This is a genomic window from Nocardia sp. NBC_01327 (assembly GCF_035958815.1).
In the GTDB taxonomy this organism is placed as follows: Bacteria; Actinomycetota; Actinomycetes; order Mycobacteriales; family Mycobacteriaceae; genus Nocardia.
This window is the reverse complement of sequence record NZ_CP108383.1, coordinates 3,674,454-3,695,790: the sequence shown is the minus strand read 5'-3', so window position 1 is coordinate 3,695,790 and position 21,337 is coordinate 3,674,454. Positions and strand designations below refer to the sequence as shown.

General features: G+C 66.9%; 26 protein-coding genes. 3 read left to right on the top strand and 23 right to left on the bottom strand.

Features of this window, described 5'->3' with window-relative positions; translation table 11 throughout:
• Window positions 1-85: 85 nt before the first annotated feature.
• A complete protein-coding gene (locus OG326_RS16580) occupies window positions 86-472 on the bottom strand; it encodes a VOC family protein (protein WP_327145536.1) in 387 nt (128 codons plus the stop codon).
• A 147-nt stretch (window positions 473-619) separates the two neighbouring features.
• On the opposite strand from OG326_RS16580, the gene OG326_RS16575 reads away from it, so the two are divergent.
• Complete coding sequence (locus tag OG326_RS16575; RefSeq protein ID WP_327145535.1) at window positions 620-1,171, top strand: DUF1990 family protein; 552 nt, start codon at window positions 620-622, stop codon at window positions 1,169-1,171.
• Between the two features lie 30 nt (window positions 1,172-1,201).
• Here OG326_RS16575 and OG326_RS16570 read toward each other — a convergent pair whose 3' ends face one another.
• The 3 genes from OG326_RS16570 to OG326_RS16560 form a co-directional block, all read right to left on the bottom strand.
• Window positions 1,202-2,059, bottom strand: a complete 858-nt coding sequence (locus OG326_RS16570; protein ID WP_327145534.1) for an MHYT domain-containing protein — start codon at window positions 2,057-2,059, stop codon at window positions 1,202-1,204.
• A gap of 340 nt (window positions 2,060-2,399) precedes the next feature.
• Window positions 2,400-3,320, bottom strand: coding sequence for a pyridoxal 5'-phosphate synthase lyase subunit PdxS (gene pdxS / locus OG326_RS16565; RefSeq protein ID WP_297621788.1), 921 nt, complete (start codon window positions 3,318-3,320; stop codon window positions 2,400-2,402).
• Between the two features lie 129 nt (window positions 3,321-3,449).
• Window positions 3,450-4,109 carry a winged helix-turn-helix transcriptional regulator gene (locus OG326_RS16560; RefSeq protein ID WP_327145533.1) on the bottom strand — a complete coding sequence of 220 codons (660 nt, stop codon included), beginning with the start codon at window positions 4,107-4,109 and terminating at the stop codon, window positions 3,450-3,452.
• A 77-nt stretch (window positions 4,110-4,186) separates the two neighbouring features.
• Here OG326_RS16560 and OG326_RS16555 point away from each other — a divergent pair, with 77 nt between their 5' ends.
• The gene (locus OG326_RS16555) at window positions 4,187-5,320 is read left to right on the top strand and encodes an acyl-CoA dehydrogenase family protein (RefSeq protein ID WP_327145532.1); all 1,134 of its coding nucleotides are present in this window, start codon (window positions 4,187-4,189) and stop codon (window positions 5,318-5,320) included.
• A gap of 252 nt (window positions 5,321-5,572) precedes the next feature.
• Here OG326_RS16555 and OG326_RS16550 read toward each other — a convergent pair whose 3' ends face one another.
• The 10 genes from OG326_RS16550 to OG326_RS16505 form a co-directional block, all read right to left on the bottom strand.
• The gene (locus OG326_RS16550) at window positions 5,573-7,192 is read right to left on the bottom strand and encodes a hypothetical protein (protein WP_327145531.1); all 1,620 of its coding nucleotides are present in this window, start codon (window positions 7,190-7,192) and stop codon (window positions 5,573-5,575) included.
• Between the two features lie 92 nt (window positions 7,193-7,284).
• Window positions 7,285-7,854, bottom strand: coding sequence for an alkaline shock response membrane anchor protein AmaP (locus tag OG326_RS16545; protein WP_327145530.1), 570 nt, complete (start codon window positions 7,852-7,854; stop codon window positions 7,285-7,287).
• A complete protein-coding gene (locus OG326_RS16540) occupies window positions 7,851-8,390 on the bottom strand; it encodes a DUF6286 domain-containing protein (protein ID WP_327145529.1) in 540 nt (179 codons plus the stop codon). Before OG326_RS16540 ends, OG326_RS16545 begins: the two co-directional genes overlap by 4 nt.
• Window positions 8,387-8,725, bottom strand: coding sequence for an Asp23/Gls24 family envelope stress response protein (locus tag OG326_RS16535; protein WP_327145528.1), 339 nt, complete (start codon window positions 8,723-8,725; stop codon window positions 8,387-8,389). The genes OG326_RS16540 and OG326_RS16535 overlap by 4 nt, the downstream gene beginning before the upstream one ends.
• On the bottom strand, window positions 8,722-8,910 hold the full coding sequence (locus tag OG326_RS16530; RefSeq protein WP_327145527.1) for a hypothetical protein: 189 nt from the start codon (window positions 8,908-8,910) through the stop codon (window positions 8,722-8,724). The genes OG326_RS16535 and OG326_RS16530 overlap by 4 nt, the downstream gene beginning before the upstream one ends.
• A 28-nt stretch (window positions 8,911-8,938) precedes the next feature.
• The gene (locus OG326_RS16525; RefSeq protein ID WP_327145526.1) at window positions 8,939-9,409 is read right to left on the bottom strand and encodes an Asp23/Gls24 family envelope stress response protein; all 471 of its coding nucleotides are present in this window, start codon (window positions 9,407-9,409) and stop codon (window positions 8,939-8,941) included.
• Window positions 9,410-9,505: 96 nt separating this feature from the next.
• Window positions 9,506-9,811 (bottom strand): hypothetical protein, encoded by a 306-nt coding sequence (locus OG326_RS16520; RefSeq protein WP_327145525.1) that lies wholly within the window; start codon window positions 9,809-9,811, stop codon window positions 9,506-9,508.
• Entirely contained in the window at window positions 9,808-10,185 is a 378-nt protein-coding gene (locus OG326_RS16515; protein WP_327145524.1) for an Asp23/Gls24 family envelope stress response protein, read from the bottom strand. The genes OG326_RS16520 and OG326_RS16515 overlap by 4 nt, the downstream gene beginning before the upstream one ends.
• Window positions 10,182-10,769 (bottom strand): Asp23/Gls24 family envelope stress response protein, encoded by a 588-nt coding sequence (locus OG326_RS16510; RefSeq protein WP_327145523.1) that lies wholly within the window; start codon window positions 10,767-10,769, stop codon window positions 10,182-10,184. Before OG326_RS16510 ends, OG326_RS16515 begins: the two co-directional genes overlap by 4 nt.
• On the bottom strand, window positions 10,760-11,326 hold the full coding sequence (locus OG326_RS16505) for an RNA polymerase sigma factor (RefSeq protein ID WP_327145522.1): 567 nt from the start codon (window positions 11,324-11,326) through the stop codon (window positions 10,760-10,762). Before OG326_RS16505 ends, OG326_RS16510 begins: the two co-directional genes overlap by 10 nt.
• 162 nt (window positions 11,327-11,488) lie before the next feature.
• On the opposite strand from OG326_RS16505, the gene OG326_RS16500 reads away from it, so the two are divergent.
• Window positions 11,489-11,695, top strand: coding sequence for a CsbD family protein (locus tag OG326_RS16500; RefSeq protein ID WP_327145521.1), 207 nt, complete (start codon window positions 11,489-11,491; stop codon window positions 11,693-11,695).
• An 87-nt stretch (window positions 11,696-11,782) separates the two neighbouring features.
• Here OG326_RS16500 and OG326_RS16495 read toward each other — a convergent pair whose 3' ends face one another.
• From OG326_RS16495 to OG326_RS16455, 9 genes are all read right to left on the bottom strand, one after another.
• Entirely contained in the window at window positions 11,783-12,448 is a 666-nt protein-coding gene (locus OG326_RS16495) for a hypothetical protein (protein ID WP_327145520.1), read from the bottom strand.
• A gap of 426 nt (window positions 12,449-12,874) precedes the next feature.
• On the bottom strand, window positions 12,875-13,915 hold the full coding sequence (locus OG326_RS16490) for an NUDIX hydrolase (RefSeq protein WP_327146500.1): 1,041 nt from the start codon (window positions 13,913-13,915) through the stop codon (window positions 12,875-12,877).
• Window positions 13,915-15,039, bottom strand: coding sequence for a glycosyltransferase family 4 protein (locus OG326_RS16485; protein ID WP_327145519.1), 1,125 nt, complete (start codon window positions 15,037-15,039; stop codon window positions 13,915-13,917). Before OG326_RS16485 ends, OG326_RS16490 begins: the two co-directional genes overlap by 1 nt.
• A complete protein-coding gene (locus OG326_RS16480; RefSeq protein WP_327146499.1) occupies window positions 15,036-16,067 on the bottom strand; it encodes a phosphatidylinositol mannoside acyltransferase in 1,032 nt (343 codons plus the stop codon). Before OG326_RS16480 ends, OG326_RS16485 begins: the two co-directional genes overlap by 4 nt.
• Before the next feature lie 20 nt (window positions 16,068-16,087).
• Window positions 16,088-16,759: a phosphatidylinositol phosphate synthase gene (gene pgsA / locus OG326_RS16475; protein ID WP_327145518.1), complete on the bottom strand. Its 672-nt coding sequence runs from the start codon at window positions 16,757-16,759 to the stop codon at window positions 16,088-16,090.
• An 80-nt stretch (window positions 16,760-16,839) separates the two neighbouring features.
• On the bottom strand, window positions 16,840-17,472 hold the full coding sequence (locus tag OG326_RS16470) for an HIT family protein (RefSeq protein WP_327145517.1): 633 nt from the start codon (window positions 17,470-17,472) through the stop codon (window positions 16,840-16,842).
• Window positions 17,473-17,475: 3 nt separating this feature from the next.
• Complete coding sequence (gene thrS / locus OG326_RS16465; protein WP_327145516.1) at window positions 17,476-19,527, bottom strand: threonine--tRNA ligase; 2,052 nt, start codon at window positions 19,525-19,527, stop codon at window positions 17,476-17,478.
• A 112-nt stretch (window positions 19,528-19,639) separates the two neighbouring features.
• A complete protein-coding gene (locus OG326_RS16460) occupies window positions 19,640-20,146 on the bottom strand; it encodes a (2Fe-2S)-binding protein (RefSeq protein WP_327145515.1) in 507 nt (168 codons plus the stop codon).
• A 364-nt stretch (window positions 20,147-20,510) separates the two neighbouring features.
• Window positions 20,511-21,233 carry a TetR/AcrR family transcriptional regulator gene (locus OG326_RS16455; RefSeq protein ID WP_327145514.1) on the bottom strand — a complete coding sequence of 241 codons (723 nt, stop codon included), beginning with the start codon at window positions 21,231-21,233 and terminating at the stop codon, window positions 20,511-20,513.
• Window positions 21,234-21,337 lie beyond the last annotated feature (104 nt).

Here is a 21,337-nt window from a genome sequence, read left to right as displayed (position 1 = left end):
CCTGACTGGACGGGCATCCGGCCTGAGCGGTCAAAAACCGTTCCAGAGCGGCAAAAAATGCAGTCAGGGCGCGATCTTTGACCGCTCAGGCCGGGGTGACGATCTGGATGAGATTTCCGCAGGTGTCGGCGAATACGGCGATGGTCACCGGGCCCGCCGCGATCGGTTCCTGTGTGAAGGTGACTCCCCGGTCACGCAGCCGGTCGTACTCGGCCCGCACATCGGCGACCTGGAATGACGCGGCCGGAATGCCGTCGGCGAGCAGACCGGTCTTGTAGGGCTTCACCGCGGGGTGGCCATCAGGCTCCAGCAGGAGTTCCGCGCCTTCGGGGTCTTCCGGTGAGACGACCGTCAACCACCGGGCTTCGCCCAGCGGGATGTCGTGCTTCGTGGTGAAACCCAGTACCCCGGTGTAGAAGTCGAGGGCTTTCTGCTGGTCATCGACGAAAACGCTGGTGATGTAGATCCTCACGATGCCGTCCCTTCCTGGCTACCGGCCACCACTGGTCACGGTGGCCGAAGTGTGGTCTCGAGGCGGTGGAACTGTACCGCTTCACCTGTGCGCCCCCGCGTCGATAGCCTGACGGAGGAAGGCTGGACACCCCGACGGGAGCGCGTCATGGTGCGGAACGGATCGGAAAGCGGTGGTAGTGGGTTCAACTACGGACCGGTGGGCTCGACGTGTCCGAGGGATGTCGACTGGGCTGGGGGCGGTTCGGGGTATCGCGGGTACGAGAGGACAGTTGTCGTCGGGCATGGGGAGGTCGACTGGCGGCGCGCTTCCGAGGCGGTGATGAGCTGGGAGATCAAGCGGCGCAGCGGGTTTCGGGTAGATCCGCAATCGGGGGCTGATTTACGCGTGACCGCCGGGGCAGAGTATCGGATCACTGCCTCGTTCGGGCCGTTCGCCATTCACGAGCCGGTGCGCGTTGTCGCCGTGGTGGACACCTTGATCCGCCGCGGGTTCGCCTACGGCACGCTGGTGGGCCATCCGGTCTCGGGGGAAGAGGCGTTCATCGTCCACCGCAGCCCCGATGGGACGGTCGCACTCACCATTCGTTCGCTGACCCGCCCCTCCCCCACCGGAGTCTGGCGGGCATTGTTCCCACTGCTTCTTGTTGCCCAGCGCCGCTACCGACACCGCTACCTCCGCGCCCTCATACCGCTGTAATCGGGCGAAATCACTTCCACGCCAAGCGGTTCAATACTCGCGGTGGTGCGGTTTGAACGTCTCGGTGGGGAAGTCGTCCGGATCGAACTTCTGGTGCACAGCATCGCCCTCACTGGGCCAGAACCTGCTGGCGTACTGACCACGAATGCGGCTGAGATCGGGCTCGTCGATATCGGTGATGCCGACCTGGAACAGCATGAGCATGGTGACCATGCTGACGCCGACGATGAGCGGGGTCAGCAGCTGGTTCGCCTGCGCCCCGGCCGGCGCGTGCATATGCTCGGCGACATGGGCGTGCATGGCGAACATGCCCGTGTAGTGCATGCCGCACACCGCGATTCCCATGATCAGCGCCGCACCGATGGTGGCGAGTATGCCGTGCACATGCAGGGCGAACCAGAGCGCCGCCGTCGCCGCGACAATGGCGATCACCAGCGACAGCAGGACCACCCACGGGTCGTACTGCACTGTCGCATCGGTTTTCATGGCGTACATCCCGGCGTAGTGCATACCGGCGACCCCGAGCCCGGTGATCGCCCCGCCGATGACCAGTGCGAACAACTCCCCGCCGTGCCGGTGCACCACGATCGAAAGCCCCAGCCACACAACGCCCATCGCGATAAGGGCGCTGAAGACGGTAATCGGCACGTTGTACCGAATCGTCGCATCCTGCACCGAAAAGCCAAGCATCGCAATGAAATGCATGACCCAGATCCCGGTGCCGCCCAGCGCTATCGCCCCCGTCGCGATCCACCCGTTGCCGCCCCGCCCCACCTGACCGCGCGCCCGCACCATGCAGCGCAGCGCCAGCAACGAGCCGAGGACGGACATGAGATAGGCGAGCACGGGGGTCAACCAACCATAGGTGAACTGGTCGATTTCCAGCATGCGGACTCCTTGCCAGAAGGCTTCGCGGCAACAGCGTGCCGTGCGATTGTGCCGAACACTAGCCAGAAGTCAGCAGGTAGTAAATTTGCGGCAGTACAATCCTGGTAAATCAGCGAGAGTTTGCTGGAGCCCATGCGCGCAGGCAAACAGGGGTACGACCGGACCTGCGCCAGTTCCGCGCCTCGCGTATCCGGCACTTGACGGCGAGCGGTCACAGCAACTTCCCCGAAACATTGATCTGATCTTCGACTTCCGCCCCGAGTCCTCCAGTGAAAAACGCCGCCGGAGAGCCCTTTTCAGGCTCTCCGGCGGCGCAAGTCTGCGATATGCCGCGAGGCGATTACCAGCCGCGCTCGGCGAGACGGTGCGGCTCCGGGATCTCCTCGACATTGATGCCGACCATGGCCTCACCCAGGCCGCGCGACACCTTCGCCAGCACATCCGGGTCGTCGAAGAAGGTGGTGGCCTTCACGATGGCGGCGGCGCGCTGCGCCGGGTTGCCGGACTTGAAGATGCCGGAGCCGACGAAGACGCCCTCGGCGCCCAGCTGCATCATCATGGCGGCGTCGGCCGGGGTGGCGATGCCACCGGCGGTGAAGAGCACAACCGGCAGCTTGCCGGTCTCGGCGACCTCGCGGACCAGCTCGTACGGGGCCTGCAGCTCCTTGGCGGCGACGAACAGCTCGTCCTCGGCCAGGGTGCTCAGGCGGCGCAGCTCGCCGCGGATCTTGCGCATGTGGGTGGTGGCATTGGAGACATCGCCGGTGCCGGCCTCACCCTTGGAGCGGATCATGGCCGCGCCCTCGGTGATACGGCGCAGGGCCTCACCCAGATTGGTGGCGCCACAGACGAAGGGGGCGGTGAAGTTCCACTTGTCGATGTGGTTGGCGTAATCGGCGGGGGTCAGCACCTCGGACTCGTCGATGTAGTCGACGCCGAGGGACTGCAGGATCTGCGCCTCCACGAAGTGGCCGATACGAGCCTTGGCCATGACCGGGATGGAGACGGCGGCGATGATGCCGTCGATCATGTCCGGATCGGACATGCGGGAAACGCCACCCTGGGCGCGAATGTCGGCGGGGACACGCTCGAGGGCCATGACGGCGACGGCGCCGGCATCTTCGGCGATCTTGGCCTGCTCCGCATTGACAACATCCATGATCACACCGCCCTTCAGCATCTCGGCCATGCCGCGCTTCACGCGGGCGGTGCCGATGGCGGGTGTGGTGTCGGGCGTGGTCACGGCAAACTCCTGTGTCATGTGGGCCAATCGATCGCTCGGACTCGAACACCCTGAGTCTACGAGCACCGATCAGGCCACTTGATAGCCAGTCGGACACCACTGGACTGCAAGCCGCTCCGGGCCGGTAAGCCAGATCACACCGGACGGCTATCTCGCCGCAACGGGAGACAGCCGCAGCACCGTGCTCATCCGGCGGGTCAGCGCAGCTGGGCCCACGAATTCGAGCCGACCGGCGCGCATGGCGTGCAGCATCGGCACCCGGCCCAGCCACACCTGATACAGCGAGCTCACATCCGACGTAATGGTCACATCGACCGGAAAACCCGGATCGGAATCGCATACCGACGCGATACCGGACTCCACCACGATCCAGTATCGGCGCGGATCATCGGTGAACAGCACGCCGAGCACATGCCGTTTGCCCGGGAATCCGGAGGTGTCCAGCCGGGTGTGCATCCACCAGACCAGCAGCTGCGCATCCAGCTCCGCGGGCTCCGGCGCACCGAAGGTCCAGCGCGCACCCCAGGCGCCCAGACCGAAGAGAATCGGCTCCAGCTCATACCCGGCAGCACTGAGCACATACCCGCCGTCGGCGGTCCGCTCCACCAGACCGGCCCGCTCGAACCGGCGCAGGCGGCGCGCGAGCAGGCTGCGCGAGAGTCCGGGCAGACCGCGTGCCAGATCGTTGAATCGCGAAGTGCCGGTGAGCAAATCACGCAGAATGAGCAGCGACCAGCGCTCCCCCAGCAGGTCGAGCGCCCGCGAAATCGGGCAGTACTGGCCGTAGCCTGCGGTCGCGGTACCCACGAATCACCTCTTTGCCGTCCGGACGAGTCCATTTTCTGGACTATTCGGTTATCGCGAGAATCCCTAATTTCGACAACATGACATCGACTCTTCCCGAAACCACCAGCTCCGAGTGGCTCGCGGCCGCCACCGCGGTAGGCGACAACCTGCGCGACGGTGTCGCCGATCGCGACCGCACCGGCGAACTGTCCCTCGCCGCCTACGACCTGCTGCGCTCCTCGGGGCTGAGCCGGGCACTGGTACCCGCCGAATTCGGCGGCGGCGGGGCCACCCACCGCCAGATGGGCGACATACTGCGGGAATTGGGCAGGCACGATCCGGCCACCGCGGTCGCCTTCGCCATGCATTCGCATCTGGTCGCCGCCCAGGTGTGGCGGCACCGGCACGGCATCGACGCCCGGCCGATGTTCGAAAAGGTCACGGCGGGCGCGATTCTGGTCAGCACCGGGGCTTCGGACTGGGTGGATTCCAATGGCAGTGCGGTCCGGGTCGAGGGCGGTTACCGGGTCAGCGCGCGTAAGGCCCCGGCGAGCGGATGCGAAGCCGGGACGGTGGCGGTCAGCAGCATTCGCTGGGACGACGCCCCCGAGGGACCGCAGGTGCTGCACTTCGCCGTGCCGCTCACCGCCCCCGGCGTGCGCATCGAAAAGACTTGGGACACCCTGGGTTTGCGCGCCAGCGGGTCACACACCGTGGTGTTCGACGAAGCCTTCGTCCCCGATGCCGCGGTCTCGCTGATCCGCCCGGCGGGCGTCTGGCCGCCGATTCTCAATATCGTGGCGGGCGCGGCCATGCCGCTGGTGATGGCGGCCTACCTCGGAATCGCCGACCGCGCAGTGGAATTGACGACCGAGCTGATGGCCGGTCGCGGCGAAGCGCACACCGTGAGCCTGGCCGGGGAAATGATGAACTCCTACACCACGGCCGTCGATCTGATCGACGCCATGTTCACCGCCTCGGACAATCTGCACTTCGCCAATACCGACGAGCACGCCGCGCGCACCCTCAGCCGGAAGACCGTGGCTGCCGACGCGCTCATCGCCACCGTGCGGCTGGCCATCGAAACCGTCGGCGGCGCAGGCTATTCCCGCGGTTGCCCGCTCGAACTGTGGTACCGCGATATGCACGGATGTCTGTTCCACCCGCTCCCGCGCGCCAAGCAGACCCGCTTCACCGGGCAGGTACTGCTCGGACACTCGCCGCGGGGCTGAGGGGCCCGGACTACCTCACGGGTTCGTGGTGCCCAGCGGGTTGATCACGAACACCGTCGCCCAGTATTCGGCCGCCGAAGGACCCAGGTACGGCATCAGGAAGTCGTAGAGCAGATAAGACACGAATCAGTTCACCTTCCACACACGGTCGGCCGCATCTCGTATGCGGCAAACCGAATCGACCCTAACCGAGATGCGGACCCGCCACATCCCGATCAAGCATTGCCCCGGCGGGCCCGCCCCAAACCCGACTCAATCCCAGCGGTCGAGGGTGTAGCGCACCCGAACACCGCCCGTGGTGACCCGGAAGGTGTGCCCGACCTTGCCGCCTTTGGACAGCAGCAGCCCGCACACCTCCGCTTCGTCCTTGCCCGCGACAACGGCATCCTTCGCATACGCCTCGAGCGTTTTGCGGATCTCGTGCAGATCGCTGCGCAGGAACTCCGGAAAGAAGCCCGCGCCCTCCTTGTAGGAGGTATCCGTCGCACCCGCGAGGGCGAAGAGCACGGCCTGCTCGCGTCCGGTGCGATCGACCTCGACATGCCAGGTCGCCGGATGCGGGACCACGACCGTCACATCCCGGAACTCCCCCGGCCGCAGACCCCACTGCGACGCAGGAGAACCGTTGACATAGACGTACCAGGTCACCGGATTCCGATTGCCCGGAGCATCCCACTGCACGATCGGGGGCGCGTCGGGATTGGCCGCGGTCACCATGGCCCCGTAGCTGGTGGCCGCCTGCGGCACCTCGAATTCGAGGCGCTCCGCGTCCGGAAGTACGGTGCGCGCGAACTTCTCCCAGGTGATCACGACCGGATCAGCGCCGAGATCGGTTGCGGCCCTGTCCTTCCGGGCCGGGACGAGGTGCCCGAAAACACCCTCCGCCCGTGGCGCGTCCACGGCCCGCGACCACAGGGGACGGACATCGGCCAGCTTCGCGAAGCGGCGCTCCAGCGCACCGGCCGCCCGCAACTCGCCGATGACCCGCTCGGCGCGCGCGATCATCGCCGCCGTCGGTTCCGCGGTGGGGCGGCGGTACTGCAGCGGATGCATCTTCTCCGCGAAGCGCCGCTTGACGCTGTCGAAGGGCAGATCGTCGGCGAGATCGGTCAGCAGGGTGCCGATCATGCCGCTCTTGACGTGGCAGTAGCCCGCCGGTGCGGTCGCGGCGGCCAGCCAGAGGAGATTGTCGCGGCGGCGCTGCGCGGTATCGCCTTTTCCGCGCACCGAGTCGAGCTGCTTGTGCAATTCCGACAGCCAGGCGCCGGCGCCGAGGATCGCGTCCGAACGGTAGAGCTGCTCGGTACGCAGCAGGGCCACCGCCTTTTTCACGACGCCTGACGGAAACTCGGCGAGGGCACGCTCGAGTGTTCCCCGATCGGCATTCTTCGCGGCGACATACTGCGAGGTCGTCGCCAGCGCCGAGGGCGTATGCACCAGACGCTCGGGCGGAGTGACCGCGAGATGAGTCCACGAGCCGCGTTCCGGATCTCCCCACTGTGCCGCACTCGAGCGGAACACCGAGGTGATGGGCGCGTTCTCCACCTGCGCGGCCAGTGCCGCCACCGCCCGCGCGTACTCCGGCGGCGCGGTATTCGCCGACCACAGCACGGATTTCGTCTTCCCGTCCGGGCCGACGGTCACCAGTCCGCCATAGCGGCGCACGAAGGTCCGGCAGGTGCCGCAACTGTTTTCAGCGGCGAGCTCCGGGGAGAGGGCTTGGAGGAATACCTCGAACAAACCGTCGCCGCGGACACTGAACAACGCGGCGCCCTCGGTGATCGACTCCCCGAACACCCGCCGCACACCGGCCAGAAACTCGTCGTACCGGTCATCGGCGGGCGGCTGGGCGCCTGCGGTTTGCGTTGTCATAGTGGCTTTTTCGATCCCTCGTCTCGGTCACTGCACCCGAGACTAACGCCCGGCCGCCCGCTCGACCCAGGGAATAAACCGGTGCTGCCAGGTCAGCGCACGCGGGCGGCGCTGTCGGCGAATCGCAATTCCATGGTGACCGGAACGACCCCGACCCCGAGCGCCTCCCGCAGCCGGGCCACCGCCTCGCCGAGAATCCGGCGGCGCAGCGCGGTGATATCCGCACCGGGCTCGGCCGTGACAATGAGATGCAGTTCCGGCGCCCGCCCCGGACCCGACAGGAACGCCGACACCGACCGGGCGTCGGCATAACTCTCGATATCGGCCGCCACCGCATCGGCGGCGACCGACGACGCCAATACCGTTGCCCCGGAAGACTCTCCGTCGGACAGGTCCCATTCCACCGAACGCGGCAATCGGAACACCTGCGCGAGTAGCCAACGCAGACACAGCAATCCGATCACAATGGCCCCGGCCACAATGACCATCAGCACCCAGCGCGGCGGTGCGGCGGTGCCCGGGGCGAGTGTCCCATGCGAATCCAGCCAGCCGAGGCGGCCGCGATTGGCGGCGATCGCGTACCCGCCCGCCGCCAGCAGCACCAGGCCCAGCAGTCCGAGCAGTGCCCGGTTGAGCCGGGCCGGACGATTGATCGACGTCATCGATTCTCCCCTTTGCCGGTCGATCGCAGCCGGGTACGAACGGTCGCCGGTCGAGCCGGGGCAATGCGCTCCAGCATGCCAGCCACCGCATCCCGCACCGCGCCGTCCACCTCGTTCGAGCCGGCGCGCCCGGTACGCGCCGACACCAGAATCTTCTTGTTCCCCAAGCGAACTCGGGCCGAATCCACACCGTGCACGGCATCGGCCGCACGTCGCAGGGCGGCACGCAGACTACGCCGCGACACTCCGGCGGAGCTGCCGTCGATCTCGTCGAGCGCCATCACCACCGGCCGTCCCGGCAGCAGCGCCAGCGCGAGCAGGAGCGCACCCGCCACCGCGGCGGCCACGCCCACGCCGAGCACCAGCCCGTCACTCCATCGGGTGTCGTGCAATCGGTGCGCGACCGAGTAGTAGGACACCACTTCCGATCTGCCCAGCAGCCGCCCGATCAGCGAGACCGCCGTGACGACGCACAGTGCGAGCAGCACCAGCGCCACCACCACGGCCGGGCCGACCCGGCGCGGCCGGCGGATCACCGCACCCTCCGCCCGGAATCGGCTGCCGCCGAGGCGGATTCGACGACCATGGCGGCGATCGCGATATCCAGACCCGTCACCGTGAGCCCGGTGAGCTCACCGGTCCGGCGAATCACATGGGTCCGGCACTGCTCGGCGATCCGAATCACCGGCAGCGGATACCGGATCGGCACCCGCATGCGCAGCACGGCGGAATCACCGGACACACTGGCATCCACCGTGACCCCGTCCACGACGCCGTCGACCTCGCGGGCGGCGCGCGCCGCAATGCGTTCCACGGCACGCTTACTCACCGTCGTCCGTCCCGCGGGTTCGAGTACGACGGCGGTGGTCATCGCCGGCCCCGGTCCCGGGCCGAGCGCAATAATCCGGACAGGTCGATCTCGCCGTCCAGCCAGCGCCCGGCGACCAGGCCCAGCGCGGCGAACACCAGGACGATGGCGAAGGCGCCGAATCCGCCGAAGGCAGCGGCGAATCCGAGCGCGAGACCGACGGCCAGGCAGATCGGTGTGGCGTTCATCTGCGACTCCCTCTACGAGGCGGGCGACTTACTGGACGCGAGTGGCTCCCGAGGCGGGGGTGTCATCGTCCTCGGGGATGTAGACGTCATTGACATTGATATTGACCTCGACGACCTCGAGTCCGGTCATCTGCTCGATCGCGGAGATCACATTGCGGCGGATGGAATGCGCCAATTCGGCGATGGCGACCCCGTATTCGACGACGATCTCCAGATCGACCGCCGCCTGGGTCTCGCCCACCTCCACCGAAACACCCTGTCCCACACTGGCGGAAGCGCCGGGGATGCGGTCGCGGATGGCGCCGAACGCGCGGGCCGTGCCGCCGCCGAGATCGTGCACACCGCGCACATTGCGGGCGGCCAGGCCCGCGACCTTCTGCACCACGATATCGGCGATGGTGGTCGTGCCCTGTTCACTCTGCAGAGCGCTGGACGAGTTGGCCGGAGCCTTCCCGGTGGTGGTCTCGGCCTTCGGCTTATCGGTCGCGGTAGCGGTCATGTCTGCCTCCTGATTCCCTTGCGTCGGAACGGATGAAACGAAACTGCACTGGTGGGACCCGGCATGCGGCCGCCTGTCACGGCGGCGTGACACAGGTCACGGACCCGCCCCGAATGCGGCGGCCTCGAGCTGGGTCACGATCAGGCGCACGGTCGCCCCGGCCCAGCGGGTGTCCACCAGCAGTGGCTCGACCGCGGCCGCCACCCTCTCCAGCAGCGGCGGCAGCGGCAAAGTGGTTGCGACGGCGCGGATTTCGACAACACCGTTGCCCAGATCGATCGCGGTGGACCGGCTCGGCCAGGGCAGGCGCACACCGTCCTTGATCGAGGATTCCAATCGCAGACCGGTCAATGCCGAGACCGCCTCGGCGATCTTGTCGGTCAGCTCCCCCGTGTCCTTCACCGCGCCTCCGGTTCGATATCGACAACCAGCACCGACACCTCGTCGATGCGCACACCGGTCTGCTCGCGCACGGTCCGGATCACCCCGTGCTGCACCGCGGTCGCGACCACACCGGCATGACGTTCCGGACCGATGGCGATCTCCAGCTGCACCGCGAGCACGCCGTCATCGCGCAGCACGCGCACACCGTCGGTGGGGGCGGTCTCGAATCCGGTCCACAATTGCCGTCCGGCCCGGGTCAATTCGGCGACCAGGCCGCGCAGTCCCGGTTCGACCCGGACCACACCCGGCACCGCGACCGCGGCCCGGGCGGCGACACCCGCCACCACCGCATCCGCGACCACGAGTTCGGACCGGGTAGCCGCAGCGCTCACCGGCCGCCCTCCTGATAGACATCCACGATCGCGATATCCAGCCGCCCGACCAGCAGGCCCGTGCGGGCGGACGCGGCGGCCGTGACCCGCTCCCGGACCTTCGGCACCAAGCCCTGGACGCCGTCACCGTTGACGTGCACCGCGATGGTCATCGAAATATGCACGACGGTCTCGCCTTCCGGGCCGATGCCGACATTGCTGATCCGGCAGCGCCGCGCCCGTACCCCGGGCACGCTGTCGGCGGCGAAGCGCAGCACCACCGCGGCGGCCTGCTCGCTCACCGCGACCACACCGGCATGCGGGGTCGGCAGGCCGAGAGCTTGGCCGCGCCGCAATTCCGCGCGCACCGCGGACATGATGCGCTCCACCAGATCCGAGGGCGGCGGATCGGGTTCGTCGATCAGCTCCTGGGTCGCGGTGCGCAGGCCCAGCAGGCTGTCGCGGGCCGTCCGGCAGTGCACACAACTGGCCTCGTGCGCGTCCCCGCCACCGTTCTGCACGGTGTCGAGGCGTTCCCACACGCGTTCCAGGCCACGGCCGCAGGGCAGGAGATAGTCCTCCTGCTCGGTGTCGGTCACCGCCATGGCTTCATCACCTCCGCCAATTGTGCTCGGGCCCGCGCGATGCGACCGCGTACCGCGGTGGCGTTCGCGCCGACGATCTCGCCGATTTCCTCATAGGACCGGCCGTGTACCTCACGCAGTAGCCAGCAGGCCCGCTGTTCCGGGGTGAGCTGCTGCAGCGCCACGGTCAGCGCCTCGAGCTGACTGCTGACCTGCACCGCGTGCTCGGGCTGGGTGTCGGTGCGCGGCGATTCGGTGGCGTCGGGATCGACGTCGGCCGGAAGTTGCCGGGACCGCAGCAGATTCAGGCAGCGGTTGGTGGTCATGCGGTAGAGCCAGCCCGCGAAGGCGCCATCGTCCTGCAATTGGCCGATGCGCCGCCAGGCGGTCAGGAAGACCTCCTGCACGATGTCCTCCGCCTCGGCCCGATCCGCGAGGATCCGCGACGCCAGCCGGAACATCTGCCCCTGATAGCGGACGACTAGCTGCTCATAGGCTCGGACATCACCGTCTCGCACCCGAGCGGCCAGGGTCGCATCGTCCGACTCCACCTCGAGTGCTGCCTCTGGCACGGTCACAGCACCTCCTCATCGCTTACGACAGATAGACACCCGCCGTCGCGGATCGTCACGCAGCTGTATCAGTGATCGTTGTCTCATCGGTTGCCGCGTGACAGTAGGCTGGCCGGAGTGTCCTGTCCGAGTACGACAAAGTTCGACCACCGATACGGAGGATTCGAAATGTCTCTCAACGACAAGATCGACCAGAAGGCGCAGGAAGTCGGCGGCAAGGCCAAGGAGGCCGCCGGCAAGATCACCGGTGACGACGATCTGCGCGCCGAAGGCAAGGCCGATCAGATCGAATCGGGCCTGGAGAAGGCCGTCGACGAGGTGAAGGACGCCGTGGGCGGCGCCGTCAAGGCGGTCAAGGACAAGCTCGGCCGCTGACACCGGTCCGGCCCCCGAAGGACGAGAAAGGCTCGCTACCACCACACTCCGTGGTCGTAGCGAGCCTTCTTTTCTTCCGGCCGGGCGTCAGAGTTTGTATACGTACCGGCTGGTGGGGACGAGGTCCAGATCCAGGTGGGCGCCGAAGCTGACGACGCTCTCCATCATGCGGGTCACGCGGCGCTGGAGTTCGGCGTCGTCGTCACCCGCGCCGTAGAAGGCGTGGGCACTGGTCATGGCTGCCATGGGGAACAGCTCCTCGACGAGCGCGTCGACGCGCCTGCCCTCCGTCACCGGTTCCAGGACGGTGTTCTGGACATAGCCGAAGGTGTCCTGGGTTTCGATGGCCACCGGCGTGTGCAGGTCGTGCCAGCGGTGCAGCCATTCCTCGCGGGTCAGCTCGGCGGGGATGCGCAGCAGGGCGAAGTTCGCCAGCGCCGGAGTGCGCACCCCGTTCTCGACCGGTGGCGGCACGATCGGCGCCCGCTCGTCGACGATCCAGCCGTTCACCTCGGTGGCCACGGTGGTCAGGGCGGCCGTGACGGCCTCGTGCCCGCCGCCGGTGCGCACGCTCACGATGGCGGCGATCGGCTCGTCATAGGTGCTGTGCCGGACCTGGGCCGCGGCCACTTCCGCGTCACGGACGTTCACCTGCCACTCCGTGGCCCCGATATCCGCCAGTCGGTGCCGCAGCTCCGCGGCATGCAGCCGCTCGTCCAGATCGGCTCCCCACAGCGCGTACATCAGCTTCATTTCGGACGTCCCTATCGCATAGCTGTTGTTGAACGGCCCACGGTAGCGCCGACGGTACGAGCGGCCCCGCGCTTTCGGGGTCCGATCCCAGCCACCGGACTGCGAGAACGGCGGCCGGTCACACACCTATTTTGATTTTGTGTCGAAAAAGGTGAAACGCATCACGGTTTGCGTGAGATTAACCGTGTACATCCGCAAACCGCGGAAGGACGAAAGGAAAGAAATCATGTTGCTAGGACTTGGACTTGCCACCCTCGGCGGCGCCGCTTGGATCGCCGCCACAGCATTCCTCGCCACACTGGGATTCTTCATCTGACCAGGACAGCGCATGAGGGCTCGAATATAATCGGAGCCCTTTCTCCGGAGTTCGAACGCCACCGAAGATGACTACCGTCATCCAAGGTGGCGTTCGGCGTTTCAGGACATTCAGCGAATCGAGCGGACCTCTGGGTCGGCATGGCCGTCAGCTGCGGCGATGGCTTCCTCCAGCAGCTCGTCCAGGTGGTAGGGATATACCGTTTCACCCGACCGGTCCAGTGCTGCGATATCCCCGGCATGACACCATTTACTACCGGTGATAGACCGCCGTTCGACGAAATCCAATTTTGCCGGATTGGGTTCGAAGTTTTTAGCCCGAAGGACAAAGAAGAGTTCTTCGGAACGAATCAGTTCGCCATTGAACGGGAATACCGCGACACGACGCCAGAGCGGACCGTGTAGTGCGGAAGAGTCGGCGGGATAACCGGTTTCTTCGTATAGCTCGCGAATTGCGGCCTCACGCAAGGTTTCACCGGGATCGACACCGCCGCCAATGGTGAACCAGAATTCGACATCGGGGACTTTCGGATCGCGGCCGCGCAGCAGCAGTACCCGATTGTCCTCGTCCAGCAGCAGCACCCGCGCGGAGGTCCGCACGGTGTCGACCTCCAAACCGGTCGAGGCGGCGGCCGTCACGCGTTCGGCGATCTCGAAATACGTGGGCAGCGGCGCGGTTCCGCCCAGGTGCAGCAGGCGGACCGACCGGCGGGTGCGCAGCGCCAGCGTGTCGCGCACCGCGTCATTGTGAAAACGCCTGGCAATCAAGACCCTGGCCTCGGCATCGGCGAGCTCGGCCACCAACTGCGGCGGCAATTGCGAGATCTCGACGGCCGAAAGCGCTCCGGCCAGCTGGTTCTCGACCGTTTCCCGATCACGCCAGTCGGTGCGCTCGGCGCGCCCAGCCAATGCGGCGAGGTGCCGGGCCTGGTCAGCGCGTTCGGGCTCGGCATCGACGCCCAGTACGGTGGCCACCGTCCGCGCCACCACCGCGCGCCGATCGAGCGCGGCGCTCAAGGCATTCCGCGCCTGATCGCTGCGCACATGCAGCCGGTCGAGGCGATTGGCGGTGGTGTAGGCCCAGACGCCCAGGGTGATGACAAGCGCCGCGATTAAGGCGAGAACCAGAATCGTGGTCGCGGAGAAAGTGATCATCCAGCGGTCCTGACGCGGGTATCGCCCACAGTGACGGTTTCGTAGACGCGTAGGATCTGCTCGGCCACGACGGGCCAATCGTATTCGCCGACAACCTGATTCGCGGTGCGGATGAGTTCCGCGCGGCGATCGGAATCGGTGAGCACCTCATCGAGCGCCGCGGCCAGCAGATCCGAATCGCCGACCGGCACCAGCATGCCCGCGGTGCCGTCGCGCAGCACCCGGCGGAAGGCGTCCAGATCGCTGGCGACCACGGCGGTTCCGGCGGCCATGGCCTCCACCAGCACGATGCCGAAACTTTCGCCGCCGAGATTGGGCGCGCAGTACACATCGGCGCTGCGCATGGCCGAGGCCTTCTCCGCATCCGAGACCTGCCCGAGAAAGCGCAGGTGCGAGGCGTTTTCACCGGCTTCGCGGCGCAGCCGCTCCTCATCGCCGCGGCCCACGATCAGCACCTCGATATCGGGATGGCGGCGGACCAGTCCGGGCAGTGCGCCCAGCAGCACGTCCATACCCTTGCGCGGCTCGTCGTAGCGGCCGAGGAACAGCACGGTTCCGCCCGCGCGCGGATAGCCCTCCAGCAGCGGGGCGTGCGCGAAGGCCGGAACGTCCACGCCATTGGGGATTTCGACGGCATCCCCGCCGAGCGCCTCCACCTGCCAGCGCCGCGCCAGCTCGGAGACGGCGATCCGCCCGCTGATCTTCTCGTGGTACGGCCGCAGCACGCCTTGAAAAGTACTGAGCACCAGCGACTTCGTGGTCGAGGTGTGGAAGGTCGCGACGATCGGGCCTTCGGCGATCTTCAAGGCCAGCATCGACAGGCTGGGGGCGTTCGGCTCGTGAATGTGCAGCACGTCGAAATCGTTGTCGCCGATCCACCGGCGGATGCGGGTGTAGGCGGTGGGGCCGAAGGACAGTCGCGCGACAGACCCGTTATAGGGAATGGCGACCGCTTTACCGGCCGACACCACATAGTCCGGCAGCGGTGTGTCGTCGGCGGCGGGCGCGAGCACGCTCACCTTGTGACCGCGTTCGAGCAGTACCTGCGCCAGTTCCACGACATGCGACTGCACTCCACCCGGCACATCGAACGAGTACGGGCAGACCATGCCGATTCTCATAGTGCTGCGTCTCCCCTGTGCCCGTCGACGCCGTTGGCGCTGTGTCCACCAACGCCTTCGGCTGTGCTGGGCTCCCGAATCCCCACTTGATCCTTTGTCACAGTCTGCTGCGCCGCCGCGATGCGGTCCAGCCGCGACTGCGACAAATCACTTTCCCACAGCGGTTGCAGCATGTGCCAGTCGGCGGGATGGGCGGCGATATTGGCCGCGAAGCGGTCCGCCACCAGCTGGGTCGCGGCGGCCGCGCCGCCCGAAACATCCAGCGCCGCTTCCGTCTTGAAGCCCCAGCCTTCGCGGCCCTGCGCGTCGACGGTGTTCCAGCAGTGCACCGGAATCAGCGCCGCGCCGGTCTCGATGGCCAGCTTCGCCGCACCGGCGGGCATCCAGGTGCGTTCGCCGAAGAAGTCGACGGGCACGCCTTTTCCGGTGAGGTCGCGCTCACCCATCAGACACACCACGCGGTTCTGCCGCAGACGTTCCGCCAGCAGCGGGAACGGCGGCTGCTCGGCGCCGGTGAGCGGAAAAACCTCGAAGCCGAGGCTTTCCCGATATTCGACGAAGCGCTCGAACAGCGATTCCGGTTGCAGCCGTTCGGCGACGGTGGAGAAGGTGCCGTGGTTCTGCACCAGCCATACGCCGGCCATATCCCAGTTGCCGGAATGCGGCAGCACCAGCACCGCGCCGCGACCTGCGGCCAGTGCGGCCTCCAGGTGCTCCACCTGGTCGACGAACAGCTGGCCGGACTTCACCATTCCGGCGTGGTCCATGGTCGGCAGCCGGAACGCCTCGCGCCAGTACCGGGCGTAGGAACGCATGGCAGCGCGGACCAGATCATCGGGCACCTGCTCGGGCGTCGTGCCGATCACCCGGGCGAGGTTGCGCCGCAACTGATTCGGATGTCCGGCGTGCGCCTTCCGATTCATCCGGCGGGCGGCCACATCGGCTCCGGTATCGAAACCGCGGCGCGCCGCGCCCTCCGGAAGTCCGCGCACCAGAGCCCATCCGGCCGCGTACGCCTTATCGGTCATCGCGGACGTGAAATCGGTGCTCACCGCTGGTGTTCCTCCGGCGCCTTCGCCACGGGGGCGATAATGTCGCGTGCGCCAGGCGAATTGCGCACGGCCAGCACACGCTGGAAGACAGTGACGATGCTGAGCACCGCCAGAACATAGATGGCCACATACACCGCGTAGGTGAGCCAGTCGATCTCGAAATACCCGCCGATACCGGTGAATCCGGCGCCGACGAGACCGATGACCAGCCGGTCGGGGCGCTCGATGATGCCGCCGTCGGCCGACAGTCCGCTGGCCTCCGCGCGCGCCTTGGCGTACGAGATGACCTGCGAGGTCACCAATACCACCAGGGTAGCCGCGAAGAGCACCTTGGAGTGCTCGTGATAGACGGCCCACCAGGCCAGACCGCCGAAGATGGCGCCGTCGGCCACCCGGTCACAGGTGGCATCGAGTACCGCACCGTATTTGGTGCCGCCGCCACGCGCTCGGGCCATGGCGCCGTCGAGCATGTCGAACATGACGAAGAGCCAGATCACCATGGTTCCCCAGAACAGGTGACCGGACGGGAACAGCGTCACCGCCGCGGCAATCGAGGCGGTGGTGCCGATCAGCGTCATGGCATCCGGTGTGAGCCCGGTGCTCACCAAGGCTTTGCCCAGGGGCGCAGTCGCTTTGGCGAACGTCTCGCGACCGAAGAAGCTCAGCACGCTATTCGGATTCCTTCTGTGTCTTGCGGGACACCCGCACCCGGTCGGCTCCGATGAGCCGCTGCGCGATTATCGCTCATCTACGCCTCCTTCCAGGCCTCCGCCAGCAGTGCCCGGGTTTCCCGTAGCAGCTGCGGCATGACCTTCACTCCGCCGACGACGGTAATGAAGTTCGCGTCGCCACTCCAGCGGGGCACGATATGTTGATGCAGGTGATCGGCGAGTGAACCACCGGCAACGCCACCGAGATTCAGGCCGACATTGAAACCCTCCGGCCGCGAGACCCGCTTCATGACGCGGATCGCCTGCTGGGTGAAGGCCATCAGCTCGGTGCTCTCGTCGAGCGTGAGGTCCTCGAGATTGGCCACCCGGCGGTAGGGCACCACCATCATGTGGCCGGGGTTGTACGGGTACAGGTTCAGGACCGCGTACACGAATTGACCGCGCGCCAGGACCAGGCCGTCCTCATCCGACATCTCGGGGATATCGGTGAAGGGATGGCCGGTCTTCTTGGGCGCGTCTGTATCCGAGTCGTCGGCGGGCTTGCGCTCGCCGGTCGCCCCCGTGATGTAGGACATGCGGTACGGCGTCCACAACCGCTGCAGGCGGTCGGGGTCGCCGGCGCCGCGATCGACGATCGTCTCTCGCGGCGTCGAATCTGCAAGCCCCGCAGCGTCTTCGGTGAGACCTCCGGGCGCCGTACGTTCACTCATGCCCTACCCGTTCGCCTTCTCGAAACGCTGCGCGGTCGGAGAGTCGTTCTCGCGGCCCTTGATCCACTCGATGATCGTGGACACCGCCTCCGCGACCGGCACACCGTTGACCTGGGTGCCGTCGCGGAAACGGAAGCTGACCGCGCCCGCCTCCACATCCTTCGCGCCGGCGAGCAGCATGAAGGGCACCTTCTGCGCAGTCTGGTTGAAGATCTTCTTCTGCATGCGGTCGTCGCTGCGGTCCACCTCGGCGCGCACATCGTGCTCACGCAGCTGCTCGATCACGCCGTCCAGGTGCTCGGCGAAGGCCTCGGCGACCGGGATGCCGACCACCTGCACCGGCGAGAGCCAGGCCGGGAACGCGCCCGCGTAGTGCTCGGTGAGCACGCCGAAGAAGCGCTCGATGGAACCGAACAGCGCCCGGTGGATCATGACCGGGCGGTGCTTCTGGCCGTCGGAGCCGGTGTACTCGAGCTCGAAACGCTCGGGCAGGTTGAAGTCCAGCTGGATGGTCGACATCTGCCAGGTGCGGCCGAGCGCGTCCTTGGCCTGCACGGAGATCTTCGGGCCGTAGAAGGCCGCGCCGCCCGGGTCCGGCACCAGGTCCAGGCCGGAATCGGTGGCCACCTTGCGCAGGGTTTCGGTGGCCTCCTCCCACAGCTCGTCGGAGCCGACGAACTTCTTGGGGTCCTTGGTGGACAGCTCCAGGTAGAAGTCGTCGAGGCCGTAATCGCGCAGCAGGCTGAGCACGAACTGCAGCGTGGAGGTGAGCTCCGCGTGCATCTGCTCCTTGGTGCAGTAGATGTGCGCATCGTCCTGGGTCATGCCGCGCACGCGGGTCAGGCCGTGGATGACACCGGACTTCTCGTAGCGGTAGACCGAGCCGAACTCGAACATGCGCAGCGGCAGTTCACGATACGAGCGGCCGCGCGAACGGAAGATCAGATTGTGCATCGGGCAGTTCATCGGCTTGACGTAGTAGTCCTGGCCGGGCTTGCGCACGGTGCCGTCGTCATTGAGCTCGGCATCGAGGTGCATGGCCGGGAACATGCCGTCGCGGTACCAGTCCAGGTGGCCGGAGACCTCGAAGAGATGGCCCTTGGTGATGTGCGGGGTATTGACGAATTCGTAGCCGGCGGCGATGTGCCGGCGGCGCGAGTAGTCCTCGAGCTCCTTGCGGATGATGCCGCCCTTGGGGTGGAACACCGGCAGGCCGGAGCCCAGCTCGTCCGGGAAGGAGAACAGGTCCAGCTCGAGACCGAGCTTGCGGTGATCGCGCTTCTCGGCTTCGGCGAGCAGGTTCAGGTACTCGTCCTGCGCCTCCTGCGATTCCCAGGCGGTGCCGTACACGCGCTGCAGATCCTCGCGGCTCTGATCACCACGCCAGTAGGCGGCGGAGCTGCGGGTCAGCTTGAACGCGGGAATGTACTTGGTGGTCGGGATGTGCGGGCCGCGACACAGGTCGCCCCACAGCTTTTCGCCGGTGCGCGGGTCCAGATTGTCGTAGATGGTCAGCTCTGTGCCGCCGACCTCCATAACCTCCGGATCGTCGATGCCCGACTTATCGGAGATCAGCTCCAGCTTGAACGGCTCCTTGGCCAGTTCCACGCGAGCTTCCTCGACATCGGTCACGCGGCGCGAAAAGCGCTGTGCGCCTTTGATGATCTTCTTCATCCGGGATTCCAGCTTGGCCAGATCCTCCGGGGTGAAGGGGCGCTCGACCTGGAAGTCGTAGTAGAAGCCGTCTTTGATGGGCGGGCCGATGCCGAGCTTGGCCTCTGGGAACTCCTGCTGCACAGCCTGTGCGAGCACATGCGCGGCCGAGTGCCGGATCACGCTGCGGCCGTCCTCGGAATCGGCGGTGACGGCCTCGACCTCGGTGTCGGCGTCCGGAATCCAGGACAGATCCTTGAGATTGCCCTCCGCGTCGCGGACGACGATGACGGCGTCGGGGCCCTTGCTCGGCAGGTCGGCCTCGCGCACCGCGGCACCCGCCGTAGTCCCGGCCGACACCCGGACGAGGGCGACGGGGCTCTTCGGGGCTGTGGTGGTCACGGCTGCGCACTCCTAGGCATTGTCGTAAGCGCGGGAATTCCCCGCGATGTCTGGCCGGTCCATGCTATCGGCACGGTGGTGGCGGTGCGCCGATGGACCGGGTGCCGGGGTGTCAGCCGCGCGCGGCCAGCTCCGCGAGCAGTCTTTCGCGCTCAGCCGCAGGTCGTTTCGGGCAACTCGTGCACATCTCGCAGCCCGGCACCTCGAACACCAGGCAGCAGGAGATGCGGCGCACAAAAGTACGGCCTCCGATATCACTGAATCGAGGCACCGGCAGCCGCCCCGCCACCTCCCTGGCCAGCAACGCACCCGATTCCTGGGCGCCCGCATCGAGCGCCCGATTGCCGATGGCATCGGCGACGATCGCCCACAGCGAAGCCACTCCCGCACCGGACACCTCCGACACCACAGGCACCACCCGCGACAGCGTGTGCCGCAGCGCATGCCCGACGGATTCCGTCGGCAGCTCGTCCGCCGCCGTCCCCGTCAGCGGCCGCACCCGCTCCACTCCCCCGTCCGGCCGAATCTCACACCCGATCCGCTCCAATGCCGGATCCAGCGCCGGCACCCCCTCCGCATACGCCCCGACAATCGGATCCACCAGCGACGACGCAGCCATGCACCACCACAGGGTCCCGGACACCCGAGAATCCCCCGTCCCCCACGAAATACCCATCTCGGAGATCCGCTCACCCAGCCACTGCCCATCCAGTAGCCGAGTACCAGGCACTTCACTCATCCGAACAGGGGGCTGCGCAACCATTTCCATCGGACTCCGATCCAGCCGCCACCAGAGGGGCTCAACACCAGAATGTCACTGCCAGGCCATGGAGGCCGCAGACGGCCTCACCTTAGAGGGCATCCGATCGACCGCCCCGCAGGCGCGCCGGGGATCCGGCCCGACCGTTCACACACCCGGCCCGGAGTGCGAAACCTGTTGCCTCAGCTCAATTTTTGTCCGCTAAGGCCGATTCTACGAGTGGTCAGCGACGCTCCGGCCCGAGGCGGTAGGCGGCGAGGAAGGCGGTGGCGCCGGTGTCCGCGATTTGTTCCAGTTCGGCGGGTGGGGGTGGCGGGGCGTCGGGGGTGAACAGGGCGGTGTCCAGGAGTGTGCCGAGGACGAGGTAGGAGTAGTGCTCGGCGGCGCGGCGGGGGTTGGGGGCGTGGAGTTCGCCGCGTTGGTGGAGGGCTTGGAATGCGGTGGTGAGGGCGTCGATTACGCGGCCGGGGGCGCGTTGGTAGTACTCGGCGGCGAGGTCGGGGAAGCGGGTTGCCTCCAGGATGATCAGGCGGCGGAGTTGCAGGACGTGGGGTTGGGCTACGGCGGCCAGGTGGCGGCGGGCGAGGGATCGGATGGCGGTGGGCACGTCGGCCGCGTCGGCGAGGTTGGTGACGAGCTGTTCGGTGAACTCCGCTGCGGTGGGGGTGGCGCCGAGCACGATCTCGGTGAACAACCGCTGCTTATCGCCGAAGTTGTTGTACACGCTGCGTTTTGACACCCGCGCTGCCGCGGCGATGTCGTCGATGCTGGTGCCCTGATAGCCCTGGTGCAGGAACAGGGTGGTCGCGGCGACGGCTATGGCCGTTCTGGTTCGCACCGCGCGTGGGTCGAGGCCTTGGCGCGGGCGCGGGTCACCGCCCGGCTTCGATATGGGAATTCGCACCACCAGCACGTTCTCCGGGTTGCCGGGATCTTCCCCTGTCATGCGGCCCTCCTGTCATGCCTCTGACGAAACTGTTGCACCCTATCGTGCCAGTGGGTACTGTACTGTGCATTATCCTTGGTACTGGTAAGTGCAAGAGGAGGGTG

What these genes read in the sequence shown, in the direction of transcription:
- OG326_RS16495 (WP_327145520.1), bottom strand. Translation starts at nt 12,448, where the DNA reads ATGAAGCTGATGTACGCGCTGTGGGGAGCCGATCTGGACGAGCGGCTG.
- OG326_RS16500 (WP_327145521.1), top strand. Translation starts at nt 11,489, where the DNA reads ATGTCTCTCAACGACAAGATCGACCAGAAGGCGCAGGAAGTCGGCGGC.
- OG326_RS16510 (WP_327145523.1), bottom strand. Translation starts at nt 10,769, where the DNA reads ATGGCGGTGACCGACACCGAGCAGGAGGACTATCTCCTGCCCTGCGGC.
- OG326_RS16535 (WP_327145528.1), bottom strand. Translation starts at nt 8,725, where the DNA reads ATGACCACCGCCGTCGTACTCGAACCCGCGGGACGGACGACGGTGAGT.
- OG326_RS16550 (WP_327145531.1), bottom strand. Translation starts at nt 7,192, where the DNA reads ATGACAACGCAAACCGCAGGCGCCCAGCCGCCCGCCGATGACCGGTAC.
- OG326_RS16545 (WP_327145530.1), bottom strand. Translation starts at nt 7,854, where the DNA reads ATGACGTCGATCAATCGTCCGGCCCGGCTCAACCGGGCACTGCTCGGA.
- OG326_RS16460 (WP_327145515.1), bottom strand. Translation starts at nt 20,146, where the DNA reads ATGGCTGCGTCGTCGCTGGTGGATCCGATTGTCGGGGCGTATGCGGAG.
- OG326_RS16570 (WP_327145534.1), bottom strand. Translation starts at nt 2,059, where the DNA reads ATGCTGGAAATCGACCAGTTCACCTATGGTTGGTTGACCCCCGTGCTC.
- OG326_RS16455 (WP_327145514.1), bottom strand. Translation starts at nt 21,233, where the DNA reads ATGACAGGGGAAGATCCCGGCAACCCGGAGAACGTGCTGGTGGTGCGA.
- OG326_RS16480 (WP_327146499.1), bottom strand. Translation starts at nt 16,067, where the DNA reads ATGACCGATAAGGCGTACGCGGCCGGATGGGCTCTGGTGCGCGGACTT.
- OG326_RS16470 (WP_327145517.1), bottom strand. Translation starts at nt 17,472, where the DNA reads ATGAGTGAACGTACGGCGCCCGGAGGTCTCACCGAAGACGCTGCGGGG.
- OG326_RS16530 (WP_327145527.1), bottom strand. Translation starts at nt 8,910, where the DNA reads ATGAACGCCACACCGATCTGCCTGGCCGTCGGTCTCGCGCTCGGATTC.
- pdxS (WP_297621788.1), bottom strand. Translation starts at nt 3,320, where the DNA reads ATGACACAGGAGTTTGCCGTGACCACGCCCGACACCACACCCGCCATC.
- OG326_RS16525 (WP_327145526.1), bottom strand. Translation starts at nt 9,409, where the DNA reads ATGACCGCTACCGCGACCGATAAGCCGAAGGCCGAGACCACCACCGGG.
- OG326_RS16575 (WP_327145535.1), top strand. Translation starts at nt 620, where the DNA reads ATGGTGCGGAACGGATCGGAAAGCGGTGGTAGTGGGTTCAACTACGGA.
- OG326_RS16485 (WP_327145519.1), bottom strand. Translation starts at nt 15,039, where the DNA reads ATGAGAATCGGCATGGTCTGCCCGTACTCGTTCGATGTGCCGGGTGGA.
- OG326_RS16555 (WP_327145532.1), top strand. Translation starts at nt 4,187, where the DNA reads ATGACATCGACTCTTCCCGAAACCACCAGCTCCGAGTGGCTCGCGGCC.